The organism is Mesobacillus boroniphilus JCM 21738 (assembly GCF_000517385.1).
Classification (GTDB): domain Bacteria; phylum Bacillota; class Bacilli; order Bacillales; family Cytobacillaceae; genus Mesobacillus; species Mesobacillus boroniphilus.
The window spans coordinates 21,921-39,777 of the sequence record NZ_BAUW01000005.1 but is presented as its reverse complement, the minus strand read 5'-3'; the positions used below and the strand labels follow the sequence as shown (position 1 = coordinate 39,777).

The 17,857-nt window shown below is 41.5% G+C and carries 13 protein-coding genes and 5 pseudogenes; 17 read left to right on the top strand and 1 reads right to left on the bottom strand.

All coding sequences use genetic code 11. The features are described from left to right. The 7 genes and pseudogenes from JCM21738_RS24125 to JCM21738_RS27620 all read left to right on the top strand — a co-directional run. A complete protein-coding gene (locus tag JCM21738_RS24125; protein WP_031307683.1) occupies window positions 1-315 on the top strand; it encodes a DUF960 family protein in 315 nt (104 codons plus the stop codon). Window positions 316-961: 646 nt separating this feature from the next. Continuing rightward, window positions 962-1,447: a hypothetical protein gene (locus JCM21738_RS02855; RefSeq protein WP_023613765.1), complete on the top strand. Its 486-nt coding sequence runs from the start codon at window positions 962-964 to the stop codon at window positions 1,445-1,447. A gap of 106 nt (window positions 1,448-1,553) precedes the next feature. After that, window positions 1,554-4,133: an AICE element replication initiation protein gene (locus JCM21738_RS22140; protein WP_023613766.1), complete on the top strand. Its 2,580-nt coding sequence runs from the start codon at window positions 1,554-1,556 to the stop codon at window positions 4,131-4,133. 142 nt (window positions 4,134-4,275) lie between these two features. Next, the gene (locus JCM21738_RS02845; RefSeq protein WP_023613767.1) at window positions 4,276-5,133 is read left to right on the top strand and encodes a tyrosine-type recombinase/integrase; all 858 of its coding nucleotides are present in this window, start codon (window positions 4,276-4,278) and stop codon (window positions 5,131-5,133) included. Between the two features lie 14 nt (window positions 5,134-5,147). Further along, window positions 5,148-5,960 carry a hypothetical protein gene (locus JCM21738_RS02840; RefSeq protein ID WP_243462862.1) on the top strand — a complete coding sequence of 271 codons (813 nt, stop codon included), beginning with the start codon at window positions 5,148-5,150 and terminating at the stop codon, window positions 5,958-5,960. 218 nt (window positions 5,961-6,178) lie between these two features. Next, complete coding sequence (locus JCM21738_RS26535) at window positions 6,179-7,486, top strand: flagellin N-terminal helical domain-containing protein (RefSeq protein ID WP_081742025.1); 1,308 nt, start codon at window positions 6,179-6,181, stop codon at window positions 7,484-7,486. Window positions 7,487-7,830: 344 nt separating this feature from the next. Further along, window positions 7,831-7,887: pseudogene (locus JCM21738_RS27620) on the top strand (hypothetical protein); the annotation flags it as partial. Between the two features lies 1 nt (window position 7,888). On the opposite strand, the gene JCM21738_RS02830 reads toward JCM21738_RS27620, so the two are convergent. Beyond that, a complete protein-coding gene (locus JCM21738_RS02830; RefSeq protein WP_023613771.1) occupies window positions 7,889-8,902 on the bottom strand; it encodes a hypothetical protein in 1,014 nt (337 codons plus the stop codon). Window positions 8,903-9,038: 136 nt separating this feature from the next. Between JCM21738_RS02830 and flaG the strand changes: the two genes are divergently transcribed. The 10 genes and pseudogenes from flaG to prfB all read left to right on the top strand — a co-directional run bounded on the left by flaG (window position 9,039) and on the right by prfB (window position 17,822). Continuing rightward, window positions 9,039-9,404 carry a flagellar protein FlaG gene (gene flaG / locus JCM21738_RS02825; RefSeq protein WP_023613772.1) on the top strand — a complete coding sequence of 122 codons (366 nt, stop codon included), beginning with the start codon at window positions 9,039-9,041 and terminating at the stop codon, window positions 9,402-9,404. A 21-nt stretch (window positions 9,405-9,425) separates the two neighbouring features. Beyond that, the gene (locus tag JCM21738_RS25150) at window positions 9,426-9,854 is read left to right on the top strand and encodes a flagellar cap protein FliD N-terminal domain-containing protein (protein WP_052019547.1); all 429 of its coding nucleotides are present in this window, start codon (window positions 9,426-9,428) and stop codon (window positions 9,852-9,854) included. Between the two features lie 155 nt (window positions 9,855-10,009). After that, a pseudogene (gene fliD, locus JCM21738_RS26995) lies at window positions 10,010-11,003 on the top strand (flagellar filament capping protein FliD). A 26-nt stretch (window positions 11,004-11,029) separates the two neighbouring features. Then, entirely contained in the window at window positions 11,030-11,431 is a 402-nt protein-coding gene (gene fliS / locus JCM21738_RS02815) for a flagellar export chaperone FliS (protein WP_023613774.1), read from the top strand. Next, window positions 11,431-11,775, top strand: coding sequence for a flagellar protein FliT (fliT, locus tag JCM21738_RS02810; protein ID WP_023613775.1), 345 nt, complete (start codon window positions 11,431-11,433; stop codon window positions 11,773-11,775). The genes fliS and fliT overlap by 1 nt, the downstream gene beginning before the upstream one ends. Next, a complete protein-coding gene (locus tag JCM21738_RS02805) occupies window positions 11,776-12,165 on the top strand; it encodes a DUF8042 domain-containing protein (RefSeq protein WP_023613776.1) in 390 nt (129 codons plus the stop codon). It begins immediately after the preceding gene. A 175-nt stretch (window positions 12,166-12,340) separates the two neighbouring features. Next, window positions 12,341-12,885: pseudogene (gene hpf, locus JCM21738_RS02800) on the top strand (ribosome hibernation-promoting factor, HPF/YfiA family). Between the two features lie 117 nt (window positions 12,886-13,002). Continuing rightward, window positions 13,003-13,845: a DUF1028 domain-containing protein gene (locus JCM21738_RS02795; RefSeq protein WP_023613778.1), complete on the top strand. Its 843-nt coding sequence runs from the start codon at window positions 13,003-13,005 to the stop codon at window positions 13,843-13,845. Between the two features lie 207 nt (window positions 13,846-14,052). Beyond that, window positions 14,053-16,563, top strand: a pseudogene (gene secA / locus JCM21738_RS26530) (preprotein translocase subunit SecA). A 149-nt stretch (window positions 16,564-16,712) separates the two neighbouring features. Beyond that, a pseudogene (prfB, locus tag JCM21738_RS02785) lies at window positions 16,713-17,822 on the top strand (peptide chain release factor 2). Window positions 17,823-17,857: the final 35 nt, after the last annotated feature.

Below are 17,857 nucleotides of genomic sequence, written 5' to 3'. Positions count from 1 at the left end.
GTGGAAAAAGTGTTTGAAAAGGACAAACCGAGATACGTAACAAGACAAATTGCTTCAAATGTGAGTGTTGAAATACAAGTATTGCTTTGGAGGATAATGGATGTCCGTAGGAACAATCAAGAACCATTGGACTATTTACAAGTGTTTCATCTTCAAAGAATCGGTGATATGCAAATGATTACGAACAAGCAGGAGCAACCGCCAATGGAAATGGTAGTCCGATTAAAACTGAAGAAAAGTCAACCCATTGATACAACTATTTGGATTATTGATGATGGTTCCCATTGTACCATGTTGTTTCCGAATGACTACTGATTGGAGGGGAAAAAGATGGATGCTAAGCAAATTGTTATCGTTAAAAAAGTGGTTTGTGCTATTTTAGCAGTTGCCTTGGAAGAATTGTCTAAGATGAATAGAAGGTAATAAGTTAGTAATGTTTGAACAAGAATCCTTTGTAGGTTCTTGTTTTTTTTGTAAACTACTTTGACTTCTAACGAAGAATCAGAAGGGAAAGTAGAGACGTATCGATGCTACTGACGCTACTTTAGGTAATAAGTGGTTCCTGTTGTCTATTGAATAGACGTTTAACGTTAGAAAAAGATAGAAGTACAATCTTGCAACAGAACTTCTTTAAAAAATATTTTAATTTGTGTCCAAAATGTGACATTCAGCAAGAGTTAGTCTACAAGTCTGTATGTATTAGATTTAATACACTAAATATTCATAATTAATTTACTTTAAATACGAATCTGTAGTAACTAATTTTTAATTATTTCAGTCTGGAAGACTCGTTAACTAAGTGTAAACGACTGAAAGAATCTCTTTGTAAATTTGTCCAAAACGTTGATATATCAATGTTTATTGTCGATTTGTATTATTTTTTTGGTGTATTAATATGACTCTTGCAAGAAGGTTACAAAAACTATTCCAAAAAAATAAAAAACTCATTGGAGGGTCATAAATGAATACATGTCAATCAAAATTAGTTCGTCCTTCAAAAAAATCAAACAAGTATGTCTTAAGTGAAGGAGCACAAGAAGGAAGAATTTTTTCAGTAGAAGTTAAAGAGTTTCCTAGTGTCTATCACGATTCAGGAAAGCGAGATGCTCTTAACACAAAAGTAGAGTTTATTAAACCAAATGGTGAGTTTGTTTATTTGTATTATGCTCCAACTATCACATGGTCTGAAAAAGGAAAATTGATGAAAATGCTTCATGACTTAGATGTTGTTCCAGCGGAAGATGAGGAACTAGACATTAATTCACTAATCGGTATGAAGGTAACAGCTACGATTGAGAATGTGGAACGTGACGGTATTGTTTATAGCAACATTGTCAGAATCCAGAAAAGAGTAACTCGCAATCCAGCTAAGGAACCAAATAAAGATGATAGTGAAATGATGAAGCAATTATCTGATGTTGATGACATTGATTTCGATGATATGTAATGTAATACCCTAACGAAGCAACAGAACCGACTATAGCGTCAGTGGTTGCTATAGTCCCTACTGACGCTACACGAGACAATAAAAACAAAAAGGGAGACTAACAAGAATGACATATATAGAAGCAAAAACAACAAAAGAAATGATTATGGAATCTCTTTCTATCCTGAAAAGTGAAGAAGAAGTAACAGAATTGCGTATCTTGAAAACATCCAAGGGTACAGTTAGCGGCTATTTTAATGATAATAAGGAGTTAGCAGAAAATGCAGAGGACTATGACAAAAATGTTCCTGCAATCTATTTCACATTAAACCCTGTTAAGTCTGACTTACTTTCTAGGGCGGCAAACCGAGTTGTGCAACGAGCTAAACTTACGACTGCTGATGCAGACATTGATTGTAGACGATGGATTCCAATCGATTTTGACCCAGTGCGCCCAGCAGGTATTTCATCAACGGATGATGAACATCAAGCTGCCTTAACAATGGCAAAAGAAGTGCAGCAGTTTTTGACAGAGAAAGGCTGGTGTGAACCTATTTTCGCAGACAGTGGAAATGGTGCTCATCTATTATATCCTATCAACCTTCCAAACGATGATGAAAGCAAGGAACGTATCAAAACTGCATTGGAAACATTAGACTTTCTATTCAGTAATGAAGCAGTCAATATTGATAAGGGTGTATTTAATGCTGCACGAATTTGGAAGCTTTACGGAACGATGGCTTGCAAAGGCGAACATACAGAAGAACGTCCACATCGATTGTCAAAAATTATAAATTGTCCAAAAGAGCTAAAAGAAGTGTCCGTAGAACAACTGAAGGCATTAGCAGGTTTATGTCCTACGATACAGACTAAGGGAAAATCAGCTACTAAAAAGAGCAACACAGAAGCAGGTTTTAATCTAGAAGAATTTATTGAACGACATGAACTAGATGTTGCCTTTTCTGCTCCTTGGAAAGATGGAGCAACCAAGTATGTATTATCCACTTGTCCTTGGAATGAAAGTCATACGAATAGGAGTGCTGTTATTATTCAATTTGCTAACGGTGGAATAGCGGCTAGATGCCTTCATAACAGCTGTTCTGAAGAAAACTGGCAAACATTACGGAAGAAGTTTGAGCCAAATTGGACTCCATCATACAATAAAGAAGAATCAAAAAAGGAATCACAAGCAGACATTTTGATTCGAGTGAGTGAGGAAGCCGAGTTCTTTCAGAATGATTTAGGTGAAGCTTACGCAGCGGTTACACTCAATGGTCATAAAGAAGTAATGAAAGTGAAGAACAGGAAATTTAAAATGTGGTTAACCAAGCAATACTTTGATGCAACGAAAAGAGCACCAGGCAGTGATGCAATGAATCAAGCACTTGGTGTAATGGAAATGAAAGCGGCATTTGAGGGCGATGAACATCGGTTGCAGTTACGAATGGCAGAAAAGGGTGGGGCTTTTTACTATGACCTTGCAAATGAAGATTGGAGCGTTGTAAAGATTGAGCCTAATGTTTGTCATGTATTAAATGAACCTCCAATTCTATTTACCCGAAACAAGAATACTAAATCACAAGTTTTGCCTGACTTTGCTGGAGACTTGAACCTATTACTAAATCACATACGAATTAAAAATGAAGATGACCAAATTCTTTATCTTACCTATGTTGTCACATGCCTTATTCCGAGTATTCCGCATGCCATACTTGTATTCAGTGGTGAAAAGGGAGCGTCAAAATCAACATCCATGCGATTGACTAGACAAGTTGTTGACCCAGCCGTACAGGATTTGTTAACAATGCCAAATAGTATGCAAGACTTGGCAATATCATTGGCTAACAATTACATGCCATCTTTTGATAATTTGGATGGTTTGTCAGCCGAAAAAAGCGACCTATTATGTATTGCGTCTACAGGTGGAGGATTTAGCAAGCGTACATTGTTTACAGATGATGATGAAACCCTACTTGACCTTCGTAGATGTGTTGGATTGACAGGTATCAATGTAGTAGTTACAAGAGCAGATTTAATCGACCGTTCCATTATTATTGAATTAGACCGTATTCCAGAGGATGAAAGGAAAGAAGAACGAGATGTGTGGGAAGCATTTGAAAAGGATAGAGCATGCATTGTGGGTGGAGCATTACAGACTTTAGCAAGAGCAATGGCAATCTACCCGAATGTAAAGTTAGACAAGCTTCCAAGGATGGCAGATTTTACTCGCTGGGGTTATGCGATAGCAGAAGTCTTAGGGTATGGAGGAAACCGTTTTTTACAAGCTTATCGTAAAAATCGTAATCAATCCAATGAAGAAGCCATTTCTTCGCATCCTGTAGCCGCTACAGTTGTTGCTCTTATGAGAAACAATCAAACTTGGTCAGGGTCTGTTTCAATTTTGCTTAGTGAACTAGAACGTGTAGCCGAACAAGAAAAAATTAATACCAAAGTCAAAACATTCCCGAAAGCGGCTCACATCTTAAGCAGAAGGCTAAAGGAAGTGAAATCTAATTTAGAGGATGTAGGAATTACATTTGACATCCGACATGCAGGGGATTCCAAAAAGATAACCATTCAAAAGTCTGGTAGCAATGTTATTCCTATTCGTCCTCAACAAGGAACAGTGCAACGGACAGGAACGGAATCAAACATAGTCACAGATATTGAACTATCGGAAGATTATGATGAATTTGCGGGATGGTAATCATCCCTTTTTGTACCTACAGTAGCGTTGGTAGTGAAAGAAAGGGTTGCTACTGACGCTATGTGAGGCTAATTTTACCCGAATCAAAACAAGAATCCAAAATTATATTATTACCTTGATTAATCAGAAAGGGGATATTGATATGTTATTCATGGAATCAGTTGAACAGTTTGGAAAATATCAAGCAAACATTGAACGGAGTCCAGTTACTATTAAAGCCTATCATGAGGATTTGACACTTTTGAACCGTTACCTTGAAGAGAAATACAACAGTCCAGTTTATCTTGAGGACATTACACAAGAAGATGTGGAGGAGTATCTTTATTATCTAAAGGAGGTCAAGGGTTACCAACCGATTAGCAGGAAACGTGTGTTAGGAAGCATGCGGTCATTTTTCGGATATGCCTATAAAAGCGAATGGTGTGATAAGAACGTTACAGCAAGACTAGAGCCAATTAAATGCCAGCAGAAGGAGCGACAATATCTTTCAGAAAAAGAGGTCAATCAGTTTGTGAATGCGATTCAACATAAATTGATTCGATTAGTGGCACAAACTCTTTATTATACAGGAATGCGCATTTCCGAATGCCTAAACCTTCAAGTGGATGATGTCGACTTATATAAAAATCTCATTCATATTAGGCATGGAAAGGGAAACAAAGACCGCTTTGTTCCAATCAATTCAAAATTGAAAGAGTTGCTAGTGGATTATACGGAGAACTGGAGGGTGAATTCAGACTATTTCTTTGCTACGAGAAACACAGGTACACTTTCAAAAACTAGGGTAGCAAAGGTGTTTAGGGATACGAATCAAGCATTAGGATGGAAAAAGAATGTGACTGCACACATTCTTCGTCATTCATTTGCTTCTAAGCTTGTCCAAAATGATGTTCACTTGGTTAAGATTTCAAAATTGCTTGGTCATAGCAGTTTGAAGACAACCAGTATTTATGTCCATAGCAACATGGATGATTTGAAAGATGCAGTTAACACGCTGTAAAGGAGGAGTAACCAATGTCTAATGCAGAAGCATTGCAACCTATTTATGAAGATAAGGTCAAAAAGATATTACAATTATTAGGTGAAGGTCTTTCAAGAGAAGAAGTAGCTGAACAATTTCAGTATGCAACCTACCGCTCAATGGATAGCTATATGAGTCGTAAGAACTTTGTTTGGGACAAGAAAAAAGGGACATATATACCAGCAGATGCTAGGAAAGCGTCACTTGAAACAATAGTGAATTTCCCATCCGATAAAGTCCGAAGAATTGTGATGGAATTGAATAAAGAAGGAGCGGATTTGAAGAAGGTTTCCTTGAAGGTAGGATTCGAAAACCATTTGGAAATGGCTCGTTATATGAAATCCAAAGGGTTTGAATGGTCGCAGGTAGCAGGGAATTATCTCTCTACTTCCCCGACAATGACTAACGATGAGGAAAGTGTTGCTACTGCCAATAGTGACGCTTCATTAGAAGGCTCTCTTTCTATTGGAAATGGTGGAGTTGAACAATTTCTACCATTACTCGAATGGCTAGCTTCGAACAAGGAGGGCTTGCAAAGCCTTTTAGGAGCGTCAGTAGCGTCAAGACAAATTCCTCGCTTTACTTTACCAGGTTCATTTGTTACAAAATCCGTTCACATGACGAACACATTAGACCTAATGGTTCGAGATTTTAGCAAGGAAAAGAACATCAATCAGCGAGATATTTTCGAGGTGGCTTTGATAGAGTCTTTCAGAAGTATGGTTACGAGCGAGAAGTTGAAACACTGTTACAACAAAATGCCTAGCAAATGGATTTCTAATGGAAGAAATGAAGAACAGCTCTAATGGTTTCCAAATGAACTGCTGTTTTTCGTTCTTCCATTTTTTATGATTTCCTAATGTTTTGGAACGAGTTCTTTCCATTAAATTTGGTTTTCCTAATGATGCAACTTCACTTTCTGCAAACACCTTGGGTCACATAGGTTTCTCGATTAGGGTGATTTTTGAATTTCGAGGTTGCTTTTCGTCAGTTAAACAGTGCTACTGGTGCACAATCAAAGTCCATGGAGAAGTTATCTTCTGGTCTTCGAATTAACAAAGCAGGAGATGACGCAGCAGGTTTAGCAATTTCTGAAAAAATGCGTGGGCAGATTCGTGGATTGGACATGGCTTCAAAAAACGCACAAGATGCAAATTCTTTACTTGCAACTGCTGAAGGTGCTTTAAACGAGACTCATAGTATTTTACAGCGTATGCGTGAATTATCAGTACAAGCTTCTAATGATACTAATACTGTGGATGACCGTTCAGAGATTCAAAAAGAAATTGATCAGCTTACGGACGAAATAGATCGTATTGGAAATACTACAGAATTCAATACAAAAAAATTATTAAATGGTGGTGCAGGTGTTCAAGCGACTGTAACTGACCAATCTGGTGTTGCTCTCACAACGGGTGGTGTTGCTGTAGTAGGTGGTGGTGCTGGTATTAAAGCAGGCGGACAATTAGATTTAAATAACATAAAAGCCGCTGAATCTGCTAGTATGATTTTTGATGGTACTGCAGCAATCACTATAGGAACTGATACTTCATTCTCTGTTAATGGTGTGACAATTAATTTAAATGCTGGTGGTACTGGAGCGGATATTGCTAGTGCGGTAAATAATGTATCTGGTCAAACTGGTGTTACAGCTACTTATGATTCAGCTGCCTTCAAGTTAACCTTCTCTACAACTGCAGTTGGTTCAGATGCACAATTAGATGTATCTGGATTAACTTTGACAGATGCTGTTCCTGGTGATACATTTACTTCTACAGCTGCAATTGCAGTGACAGATCAAAATGGAACTGATTTGTTAACAGCAAACGTAGCAAATGCTGATATTACATCAATTATTGGTGATGATGCTACAGCTACTCTTAATGCTGCCACTACAGGAGCAGATCCAACTTCTCTAACATTTGAAGGGAATAAGATAACTGTACACGGTGGAGATTATGATGGACTTGAACTGAAAGTAGCATCTACTGAAACTGCTGGTACTACTAATGTTAGAGTTAAAATTGATGCAAATAATTCATTAAATTTCCAAATTGGTGCAAATGAAGATCAGGAAATGAATGTATCAATTCTTGATATGAGAGCTACAGCACTAGGTGTAAATAACCTTGATGTGACATCACAAGTAAATGCAAAAGCTGCAATTACTACAATCGACGATGCAATCAAGTCTGTATCAGCTGAACGTTCTAAACTGGGTGCTGTTCAAAATCGCTTAGAACACACAATCAACAACCTAGGTACATCTTCTGAAAACTTAACTGCTGCGGAATCACGTATCCGTGACGTAGATTATGCTTTAGCTGCTTAAGCAGTGACAAGCACAGTCGTCCTGGCTGGTAACGGCTAGAGATCATTATCGGGTGAATTGCTGGAAACCCCTTAGAGCTTTCTTCCCCACAACGGAGTTGGAAACGACAAACGTGAAGGGTTAAAAAGAAGAAAGATATGGGCAATCAGCAGCCAAGCTCCTGTCTCGAAAGAGTGGAGAAGGTTCAACGACTAGGATAAACCATCTAAGGCGAAAGCTATGATGATGAAATCTATAGGTGAAACAATGGTCATCAGCATTGTGAATCCGAAGTGCCCGACCCCTACTAGAATGATAGAGGGTGAAGATATAGTCTAGTCATTTGTGAAAGCAATGTTCGCACGATGGCGAAAGAAATGATGAACCAAACAAAGAACTCTATCCTATCTCAAGCTGCTCAAGCTATGTTAGCGCAGGCGAACCAGCAGCCACAGGGAGTTCTACAACTTCTTCGTTAATTCTATCTTTAAGAGGTTTGTCCTTTGGACAGGCCTCTTTTCTTTGTGAAAACAGAATTGTAATGATCTCACTCATCCGCAACCCAGTTCGACTTTGCGTCTTAAAGATTTTATTCCGTTCCATTTTGTTTAAGGTAACTTGGTGACTATATTTGAAAGCGGTAAGTGTTAAATGGCTTTTATATAAATATCTGTACCAATTAGTTATAAAAGTTTCGGGATTAAATTTAAATAAAATCTCTCTTATTTCTTTTGTGGGCTTAGTTAACTGAAACGGTAAATAAATAGTAGTTCTTTTTTGCTGTAATTTTATAGGAGAGGTGATTTGACTATACGGTGGCAGTTTCCTCGCCATTGATGGATGAATATAATCTTGTACTAAAAATAAAAAATATAATATTTGTGGTTGGTCATAAAGGCACAATCTATTTTGACCATCTAGAGAAAATTCTAAATGAAGTAACTCTCTTAATATCTTAATTAGACCCAAATTCTCCTCTCTAGTAAAATTATCAGTCGACAAAATAATTTTTCGTGGTGAACCATTTTCCCACACTAAGTGTCCATCATCTTGGTACCACCATGCTAAAGACTCTGGGTTTAGAGTTTGTTCTAATAACTGTAAAGGAATGATTTTTTTCTTGCCTGCATACCAAGAGTTTTTTAAAAGGGTAAGTACTGGAGAAGTCCTGGATTGTACATATAATGTTTCGGAAAAGCCTGCATTAACTCTTGGGTCAATATTCCTTTTATATCTAGGAGGATTGACTGGAATGAAACTGTGAAGACTTTCATAGCAGAAATGACACCAACCTCTGTCTGCATAACTGTGCTGGAACCTGAACCTTGGTTGTTTGAAACCCTCAATAGTTAAATTACCATCTCCTAATAGCTTGGCGTTGATTAAAGAAAGTGATCGTAACGGTATATGTTGCAGGAGTTCTTCGAGCAGCTCCATTTAATTTACCTCCAATCATATAGGAACACGTGTTCTCTATTATTATATATCATTCTAAATAGATAATAAACTAAACAAACCTGACATCACTCCGATATAAATAGTAAAAGAATAATCATTCCAGGGGGATACCGAGATGATTGACCGCATATCATCCAATCAATTTTCCTCACAGCTAAGAACAACCGAAATCGGTGAAATTACAAACCAGACTAAGGAAAAAGGTTTTGAAGTATTTAAAGCAGCAAATGAAGATATCCAAGAAGGCATGACTTTTCCAAAAGAAAAGGTTAAAGAGATTGTAGGCAGCATGAATATATTCATGGAAGCATCACCAACTGCCTTGAAATTTGAGTTCCATGAAAAGCTTAATGAATATTATGTGAAAATTATTGATGAGAAAACGAAAGAAACGGTACGGGAAATTCCGCCAAAGAAAATGCTCGACTTTTACGCGGCGATGACTGAGTTTATCGGACTCATGGTGGATAAAAAGATCTGAAGGTGAGGATGAATGTCAACTATGAGAATAGGCGGGTTAGCCAGCGGCATGGACATTGACCAGCTTGTTGGCGATTTAATGAAGGCGGAGCGTATTCCGCTTGATAAAATAAAGCAAAAAAAACAGACCCTTGAGTGGCAGCGTGATGAATACCGTGAGATGAATAAGCTAATGTACGAGATGCAGACGGCCGCCCGGGATATGAACTATGAAAAGACCTATGCCTCTAAAACAACGACCAGTTCAAATGAGGGAGCAGTTTCAGCAACGGCTTTTCCAAGTACATTAAGTGGTACTTATAAAGTCAAAGTAGATCGTTTGGCATCTGCAGCTGTCAGGGTGAGCCAGGATACTGTTTCAGCGGTAGGCCAGAAGATTGATTCAAGTAAAGCGTTTAAGGATCAACTAACTAGTTTTAAGACGGCACCAGACTTTAGCGTTGGCCTATAAGCTTTACGTTAGCGACCTTCAAAGAGGATGGAACAAAGGTTGAGAAAACTTTCGAAGTTTCCGAAGCTGAGACATTAAATGATGTCTTGAAAAAAATCAATGACTCAGAGTTGGGAATACGTGCTTTCTATGATTCAACAGCAGATAAAGTTGTCATGGAACGAACAGTTACTGGGGATTTTAATAAGGACCCTCACACGTTCCTGGGTGCTGAGATTGGTTATAATGGGACAAATGCAGGGTTTATTGCTAACGTGTTACAGATGAAAGCAGGAGCAGAATCACCTGCTGGTTCAGGAGTGTGGAAAACGACTGAAACAGGGGGCACAAATGCAAAATTTACCTATAATAGTTCTTTAACCGTTGAACCTCCTACTAATGAATATAAAATTAACAACATCCAATTCAATTTTAAGCAAGTAACAGCAGGCGAAGAAACTGTTACTGTGGGGAACAACACGAATGCTGCCTTTGATAGTATTGTAAAGTTTGTCAATAAATATAATGAAATGATAGAGAAGATTAATGGTAAGTTAGATGAAAAGAGATACCGTGATTATCAACCACTTTCCGATGACGAAAAAGAAGTTATGGAAGAAAAGCAAATTGAGTTATGGGAAGAGAAGGCGAAAAGCGGTTTAATCCGAAATGATTCTACTATCCAATGGATTGAATAACCTGAGACTTGACTTCTATTCACCACTTGAAGGGGCTTTAAAGGGCTTTGGCCAGCTTGCTGAGTTGGGGATTAAAACTACCTCAAATTATGCTGATAAAGGTAAACTTGTAATTGACAACGAAGAATTATTAAAAAGTAAGTTGGCAGAAAACCCAGATGCGGTATATAAGTTGTTTGCTACAGATGGTGATGGGAAAACAAGAAGCACCATGGGTATTGCCGAGCGTTTAATAAAAACGATTGATTCAACGATTAAACAGATTGAAGAAAAAGCTGGTAAGTCTACTTGGGTTATTCAAAAGTTTACATTGGGAAGGAACCTGAATGACGTAGACAACCAGATTAATCGATTCGAGGATCGATTGATTCAAATTGAGGATCGCTACTGGCGCCAGTTCACGGCGATGGAAAAAGCAATCCAGCGGGCGAACAGCCAGTCGATGTATTTGATGCAGCAGTTCAGTATGTAAGTTTTTTTAAAAAGGAGCGTTCTAAAATGGCACTAAATAATCCTTACCAGTCTTACCAGCAAAGTTCTGTGAATACAGCTTCGCCTGGGGAATTGACATTGATGTTATACAATGGATGCTTGAAGTTTATCAATCTTGCGAAGCATGGTATTCAGTCGAAGGACATCCAGGCGAAGAACTTGAATATCCAGAAGGCGCAGAACATCGTCCAGGAGTTGATGGTGACGCTGAATATGGATCTTGAAGTCTCACAAAATATGATGTCTTTGTACGATTTCATGAACCGACGCCTGATTGATGCGAATATCAAAAATGACCTTCAGGCTCTTGAGGAAGTGGAAGGGCTAGTGACTGAATTCCGTGATACGTGGAAACAGGTAATCCAGCTGAATCGCCAAAAGCAGCATAGCCAGGGTGGCATGGCGTAGTGAGCGCTGTAAAGAAGTTTTACGAGGCAACGAAAGAATTGATTGAGATCCTGCAAAAGCCTCAGGAAGATCGGGATGAGAAGATTTCAAAGGTGGAAGAGCTGTTGGACAGACGCGAATTCCTTATGAAAGAAATCGTCCCTCCCTATACTCCTGAGGAAATGGAGTTGGGCAAGCAAATCGTCCAACTGAACGCCAGGCTTGAGCAGCTTTTAAAAGATGAAAAGGTCTTGATCCAGAAGGACATCAAGAACCTGCAGGCGAAAAAAGAATCCAACACGAAATATGTCAATCCATATCAGAACCTTTCGACAGATGGTATGTTTTACGACAAGAGGAAATAGGTGAATGGATTGAATGCACTAAATGAAGAGAAAATGCTCTTGGTCAGGCAGTATATTGGTTTATTGGATACCATTGAAGAAGCTTTTGGACATATCTTTCGTTGTCTAGAAAAACTGAGGCTGGAGGACGCTGATCACTTGTGGGATGACATCAGTTTGGCGTTTGGGCAAATCCATCTATCCAACCAGGTACTTGCAGAACATTTTGCGGAGCGACCGGAAGTCCTGACTCAATTTACTTCTTTCGAGATAGTTTGGAAAAAGGCTCAATTACTTCATCATTCCGATTACAGTATATGGGAAGAAGTAATTGGTGAAAGTATTTATCCTGCTTTTTCGGAATGGTCCAGGGAAATTAATAAACATTTCAGGCCTTATTACATCAACTAAACCGCCCAATTCCAGGCGGTTTTCCCATTTTTGGACAAGCCTCAACAAATTATCCACTATTCCGACGGTAAAAACAGACATAAAAATGTCAAATCTTCAGACTGTTTTTGCAGGAGTTCTTTGGGGTAAAATAGAATTAGTAATACATAGTCATATCCCAAAGGAGGAGTTCACTATGAACTACAACATTCGTGGAGAAAACATTGAGGTAACGCCAGCAATCAGAGAGTATGTTGAGAAGAAGGTTGCGAAGCTTGATCGGTATTTTACCGAGTCACCCAATGCCAATGTGAACGTTAACCTGAAAGTTACCAGGATAAAAAATCAAAAGTTGAAATTACGATTCCGATGAAGAACCTTGTGCTTCGCGCTGAGGAAATTCATGAAGATATGTATGCTGCGATCGACTTGATTACTGATAAGCTTGAGCGCCAGATCCGCAAGCATAAGACAAAGGTCAACCGCAAGTTCCGTGAAAAGGAGAGCCTGAAGGATTACGCTCCAATTTTCACTGAAGTTGAGCAGGTTGAAGATGAAGAGGATCTGGAAGTTGTCCGTACTAAGAGCTTTGACCTGAAGCCAATGGACAGCGAAGAAGCGATTCTGCAGATGAACATGCTGGGCCACAGTTTCTATGTGTTCACAAATGCTGAAACAAACCAAACAAACGTTGTTTACAAGCGTAACGACGGCCGTTATGGTTTGATTGAAGCTCAATAAAGTTTTGTAATCTTAAACTCTACCCACAGTCAGAATTTGGCTGTGGGTTTTAATTTGTTCTTTTGAAGGAACTATTATGCCGAGTGCCGAAATATTTTTTACAGGAGGCGATACATAATGACATTTTCAATCGTAGGTTATGACCCGCAGGAAAAAGAATGGGGAATTGCGGTACAGTCTAAATTTCTTGGAGTAGGGGCAGTCGTGCCTTTTGCTAAAGCGGGAGTAGGTGCTGTGGCTACCCAGTCATACGCAAATACCGCGTATGGTCCGCAGGCGCTTGAGTTGATGGCACAGGGGATATCCGCTGAAGAAGTTATGGAGCTGATCACGAAGGATGATCCCGACAAGGAGATGCGCCAGGTCGGCCTGATTGATGCTGAAGGAAAGCCAGCAACTTTTACCGGTACATACTGCTATGACTGGGCAGGCGGAGTGACTGGGAAGCATTTCGCTGCACAGGGTAATATTTTAGTAGATGAGAATACTGTAAAGGCAATGGCGGAAACGTTTGAGTCGACGGAAGGTTCGCTCGCTCACCGGTTGCTGCAGGCGCTTAACGCCGGTCAGAAAGCTGGAGGGGATAGCAGAGGCCAGCAGTCGGCGGCGCTTCTTGTCGTCAAGGAGAAGGGCGGTTATGGCGGATACAACGATCGTTACATCGATCTGCGTGTCGATGACCATTCGGAGCCAATCGCCGAACTGATTCGCATCTACGGCCTTCAGCAGCTCTATTTTGCAAAATCAAAGCCAGAGAACATAGTTGCAATTGAAGGTGAGGTTAAGGACACAGTCGTCCAGCATCTTAAGCGTCTTGAGTACCTGAAGGCAGATCCTTCTGACGGAGAAGAATTCCACAAAGCGCTCACTTCCTACATCCACACCGAAAACTTTGAGGAAAGGGAGCAGGAGAAAGGCAAGATTGATTTAGAAGTGCTGGAGTTTATGAAAAATCAATAAATCCATCGTCCCTCTGTCAGCCGGCAGGGGGACTTTTCGCATACCTCGATTGGTTGTCACCCCTTGTTGTAAGTGGTAAGATAGTATTTAGCAATAAATCGAATTTTTCTAAAAGGGATTCGGTGCGTTTACAGCGAATCTTTTTTCTTTGGGACAATTTTTAACAATCGAATTCAACGAGATTCATTAGATAAAAGGAGCGTCTGTATGGGGATTTTAACGAAAATTTTCGACCAGAATAAACGCGATATCAAAAGATTGACGAAAATGGCGGATCAAATCGATGCACTTGCAGGCGATATGGAAAAGCTGTCAGACGATCAGCTCAGGGAAAAAACGGAGGAGTTCAAATCCCGTTACCAGAACGGCGCGTCTACTGATGACCTGCTGGTTGAAGCGTTTGCAGTCGTCCGTGAAGGTGCCAAGCGTGTCCTTGGTCTGTATCCCTATAAAGTCCAGCTGATGGGTGGTATTTCCCTCCACGAAGGGAATATCTCTGAGATGAAGACTGGTGAAGGTAAGACCTTGACCGCTACAATGCCGGTTTACCTAAACGCGATCACTGGACGAGGCGTGCACGTCATCACGGTCAACGAATACCTCGCCAGCCGTGACGCTGTTGAGATGGGCAAGCTGTATGAGTTCCTTGGCCTTTCTGTCGGCCTTAACCTGAACAGCATGACGAAGGAAGAGAAGCAGGAAGCATACCGTGCAGACATCACTTATGGTACGAACAATGAGTTCGGCTTCGACTATCTTCGCGATAACATGGTGCTGTACTCAGAACAGAAGGTTCAGCGTCCGCTGCATTTCTGTGTCATCGATGAAGTTGACTCCATTTTGATCGATGAAGCGCGTACGCCGTTGATCATTTCCGGCTCTGCGCAAAAATCTGCCGCGCTATACATGCAGGCAAACGCATTCGTTCGCACATTGAAGCGTGAAGAAGAATACACATATGATGAAAAAACGAAGGGTGTCCAGCTGACTGAGGAAGGGATCACGAAGTCCGAGAAGGCATTCGGCATCGAGAACCTTTTTGACATCAAGCATGTGACATTGCTTCACCACATCAACCAGGCGATGAAAGCCCAGGCGAGCATGCACAAAGATGTGGATTATGTCGTCCAGGACGGCGAAATTGTGATCGTTGACCAATTCACTGGCCGTCTGATGAAAGGCCGCCGTTACAGCGAAGGCTTGCACCAGGCGATCGAGGCGAAAGAAGGCCTTGAGATCCAGAATGAAAGTATGACGCTTGCGACAATCACATTCCAGAACTACTTCCGTATGTACGAAAAGCTATCTGGTATGACGGGTACAGCGAAGACTGAGGAAGAGGAATTCCGCAACATATACAACATGAACGTTGTCTGCATCCCGACGAACCGTTCGATTGCGCGTGACGACCGTCCGGATTTGATTTACGCAACGATGCAAGGTAAGTTCAAAGCAGTCGCTGATGATATCGCCGAGCGCCACCAGGCTGGCCAGCCAGTACTTGTTGGTACGGTAGCGATTGAAACGTCTGAAATCATTTCTGCGTTTTTATCGAAAAAGGGCATTAAGCATAATGTCTTGAACGCGAAAAACCATGAGCGTGAAGCCGAAATCATTGCTGAAGCCGGTTCGAAGGGCGCGGTTACGATTGCTACTAACATGGCGGGCCGTGGTACGGACATCAAGCTTGGCGAGGGTGTTAAAGAAGTTGGCGGTCTTGCGTTATTGGTACAGAGCGCCACGAGAGCCGCCGTATCGATAATCAGCTCCGCGGACGTTCTGGACGGCAGGGAGACCCAGGTGTGACGCAGTTCTATCTTTCCATGGAAGATGAACTGATGCGCCGCTTTGGTTCCGACAATATGAAAGCAATGATGGAGCGCTTGGCATGGATGATACCCAGCCAATCCAGAGCAAGATGGTTTCCAGAGCCGTTGAATCTGCGCAAAAACGTGTTGAGGGCAACAACTTCGATGCCCGTAAGCAATTGCTTCAGTACGACGATGTTCTTCGCCAGCAGCGCGAAATCATCTACAAGCAGCGTGACGAGGTACTTGAATCTGAAAACCTCCGTGGTATCGTTGAAAAAATGATCAGGTCTGCTTTGGAACGCAATGTCTCTGCCCATACGCCAGCAGGCGAGGATATGGAAAAATGGGATCTGAACAGCATCATTGACTATGTGAACGGCAACCTGCTTCACGAAGGTGACATCACTGCTGAAGACCTTCGCAGCAAAGAGGCGGATGAAATCATCGAAGCATCATGGCGAAGGTGAAAGAGCGCTATGATGAAAAAGAAGAGCTGTTGACTGACGAGCAAATGCGCGAATTTGAAAAAGTAATCGTACTTCGTTCGGTTGACTCAAAGTGGATGGACCACATCGACCAGATGGACCAGCTTCGCCAGGGTATTCACCTGCGTGCGTATGGCCAGATCGATCCGCTGCGCGAGTACCAGCATGAAGGCTTCGCGATGTTTGAGAATATGATCCTTTCCATCGAAGACGATGTTGCGAAATATATCATGAAAGCTGAAATCCGCAGCAACCTTGAGCGCCAGGAAGTAGCGAAGGGCCATGCGGTGAATCCAAAAGAAGGCGAAGGCGGCAAAGTGAAGAAAAAGCCTGTCGTCAAAACAATGGATGTCGGCCGTAATGACCCATGCATCTGCGGCAGCGGAAAGAAATACAAGAACTGCTGCGGCAAAGCGGAATAAGCTTTACTGCACTACCGCACCGGGGGTCAGACCCCCGGTGCGGTGATGCGTTAAAGGGACTACAAGAGGGCGCGGGTAACCGGCTCTCTTTTTCCTTGCAGCATAGAATGAGGTATAATAGTAATTAACTTTCTTTTGAGGTGAACGATATGGAATTAGCAGATATCAGGAATGAGCTTGAGAAAACAGCTAAGAAATTAGCGGACTTCAGGGGGTCTCTTTGACCTTGAAAATAAAGAAGCGCGAATCGCTGAGCTGGAGGACGGCATGCTCGCGCCCGACTTCTGGGATGACCAGCAGAAAGCCCAGGTCGTGATCAACGAAACGAATGCGCTTAAGGAACAGGTTAACGAGTTTAACGAGCTGAACGAATCATTTGAAAATCTCGATTTGACTTATGAGCTTGTAAAAGAGGAAAACGACGCGGACCTTCGGAAAGAGCTGGAGAAGGAGCTTGTGGAATTCAGGGAGCGGATGAGTGAGTTTGAACTCCAGTTGTTGTTGAGTGAAGAGCACGATAAAAACAATGCCATTGTTGAATTGCATCCGGGAGCGGGCGGAACGGAATCCCAGGACTGGGGTTCTATGCTGCTTCGGATGTACACGCGCTGGGCGGAAAAGCGCGGCTTCAAGGTGGAGACGCTGGATTATCTGCCGGGAGATGAAGCGGGAATCAAGAGTGTCACTTTGAAAATTAACGGACACAATGCATACGGTTATTTGAAAGCGGAAAAAGGCGTTCACCGCCTCGTGCGAATTTCGCCGTTCGACTCATCAGGACGCCGCCATACTTCATTTGTATCGTGCGATGTTATGCCGGAATTCAACAACGAAATTGAGATCGAAATCCGCACGGAAGACTTGAAAATCGATACGTACCGTGCAAGCGGCGCCGGCGGCCAGCACATTAACACCACTGACTCAGCCGTACGGATTACTCACTTGCCAACCGGGGTAGTCGTATCTTCCCAGGCAGAACGTTCACAAATCAAGAACCGTGAAATGTCGATGAAAATGTTGAAAGCTAAGCTATACCAGCGCGAAATCGAGCAGCAGCAAGCCGAACTGGACGAAATTCGCGGTGAGCAAAAAGAAATCGGCTGGGGCAGCCAGATTCGCTCCTACGTATTCCATCCATATTCCATGGTAAAAGACCACCGCACAGCGCCGAATCAGGCAACGTGCAAGGAGTCATGGACGGGGATATTGATATGTTTATTGATGCTTATTTAAGGTCTAAGTTGAGTTTGGGAGAGTAAAATGGATCCGCATATGAGTTTTGGGAGTCCCCCGC

Excerpts from the sequence above, each read along its gene's own strand:
- JCM21738_RS02855 (WP_023613765.1), top strand. The coding sequence starts at position 962 with ATGAATACATGTCAATCAAAATTAGTTCGTCCTTCAAAAAAATCAAAC.
- JCM21738_RS22140 (WP_023613766.1), top strand. The coding sequence starts at position 1,554 with ATGACATATATAGAAGCAAAAACAACAAAAGAAATGATTATGGAATCT.
- JCM21738_RS02845 (WP_023613767.1), top strand. The coding sequence starts at position 4,276 with ATGTTATTCATGGAATCAGTTGAACAGTTTGGAAAATATCAAGCAAAC.
- JCM21738_RS02840 (WP_243462862.1), top strand. The coding sequence starts at position 5,148 with ATGTCTAATGCAGAAGCATTGCAACCTATTTATGAAGATAAGGTCAAA.
- JCM21738_RS26535 (WP_081742025.1), top strand. The coding sequence starts at position 6,179 with ATGGAGAAGTTATCTTCTGGTCTTCGAATTAACAAAGCAGGAGATGAC.
- JCM21738_RS02830 (WP_023613771.1), bottom strand. The coding sequence starts at position 8,902 with ATGGAGCTGCTCGAAGAACTCCTGCAACATATACCGTTACGATCACTT.
- flaG (WP_023613772.1), top strand. The coding sequence starts at position 9,039 with ATGATTGACCGCATATCATCCAATCAATTTTCCTCACAGCTAAGAACA.
- JCM21738_RS25150 (WP_052019547.1), top strand. The coding sequence starts at position 9,426 with ATGAGAATAGGCGGGTTAGCCAGCGGCATGGACATTGACCAGCTTGTT.
- fliS (WP_023613774.1), top strand. The coding sequence starts at position 11,030 with ATGGCACTAAATAATCCTTACCAGTCTTACCAGCAAAGTTCTGTGAAT.
- JCM21738_RS02795 (WP_023613778.1), top strand. The coding sequence starts at position 13,003 with ATGACATTTTCAATCGTAGGTTATGACCCGCAGGAAAAAGAATGGGGA.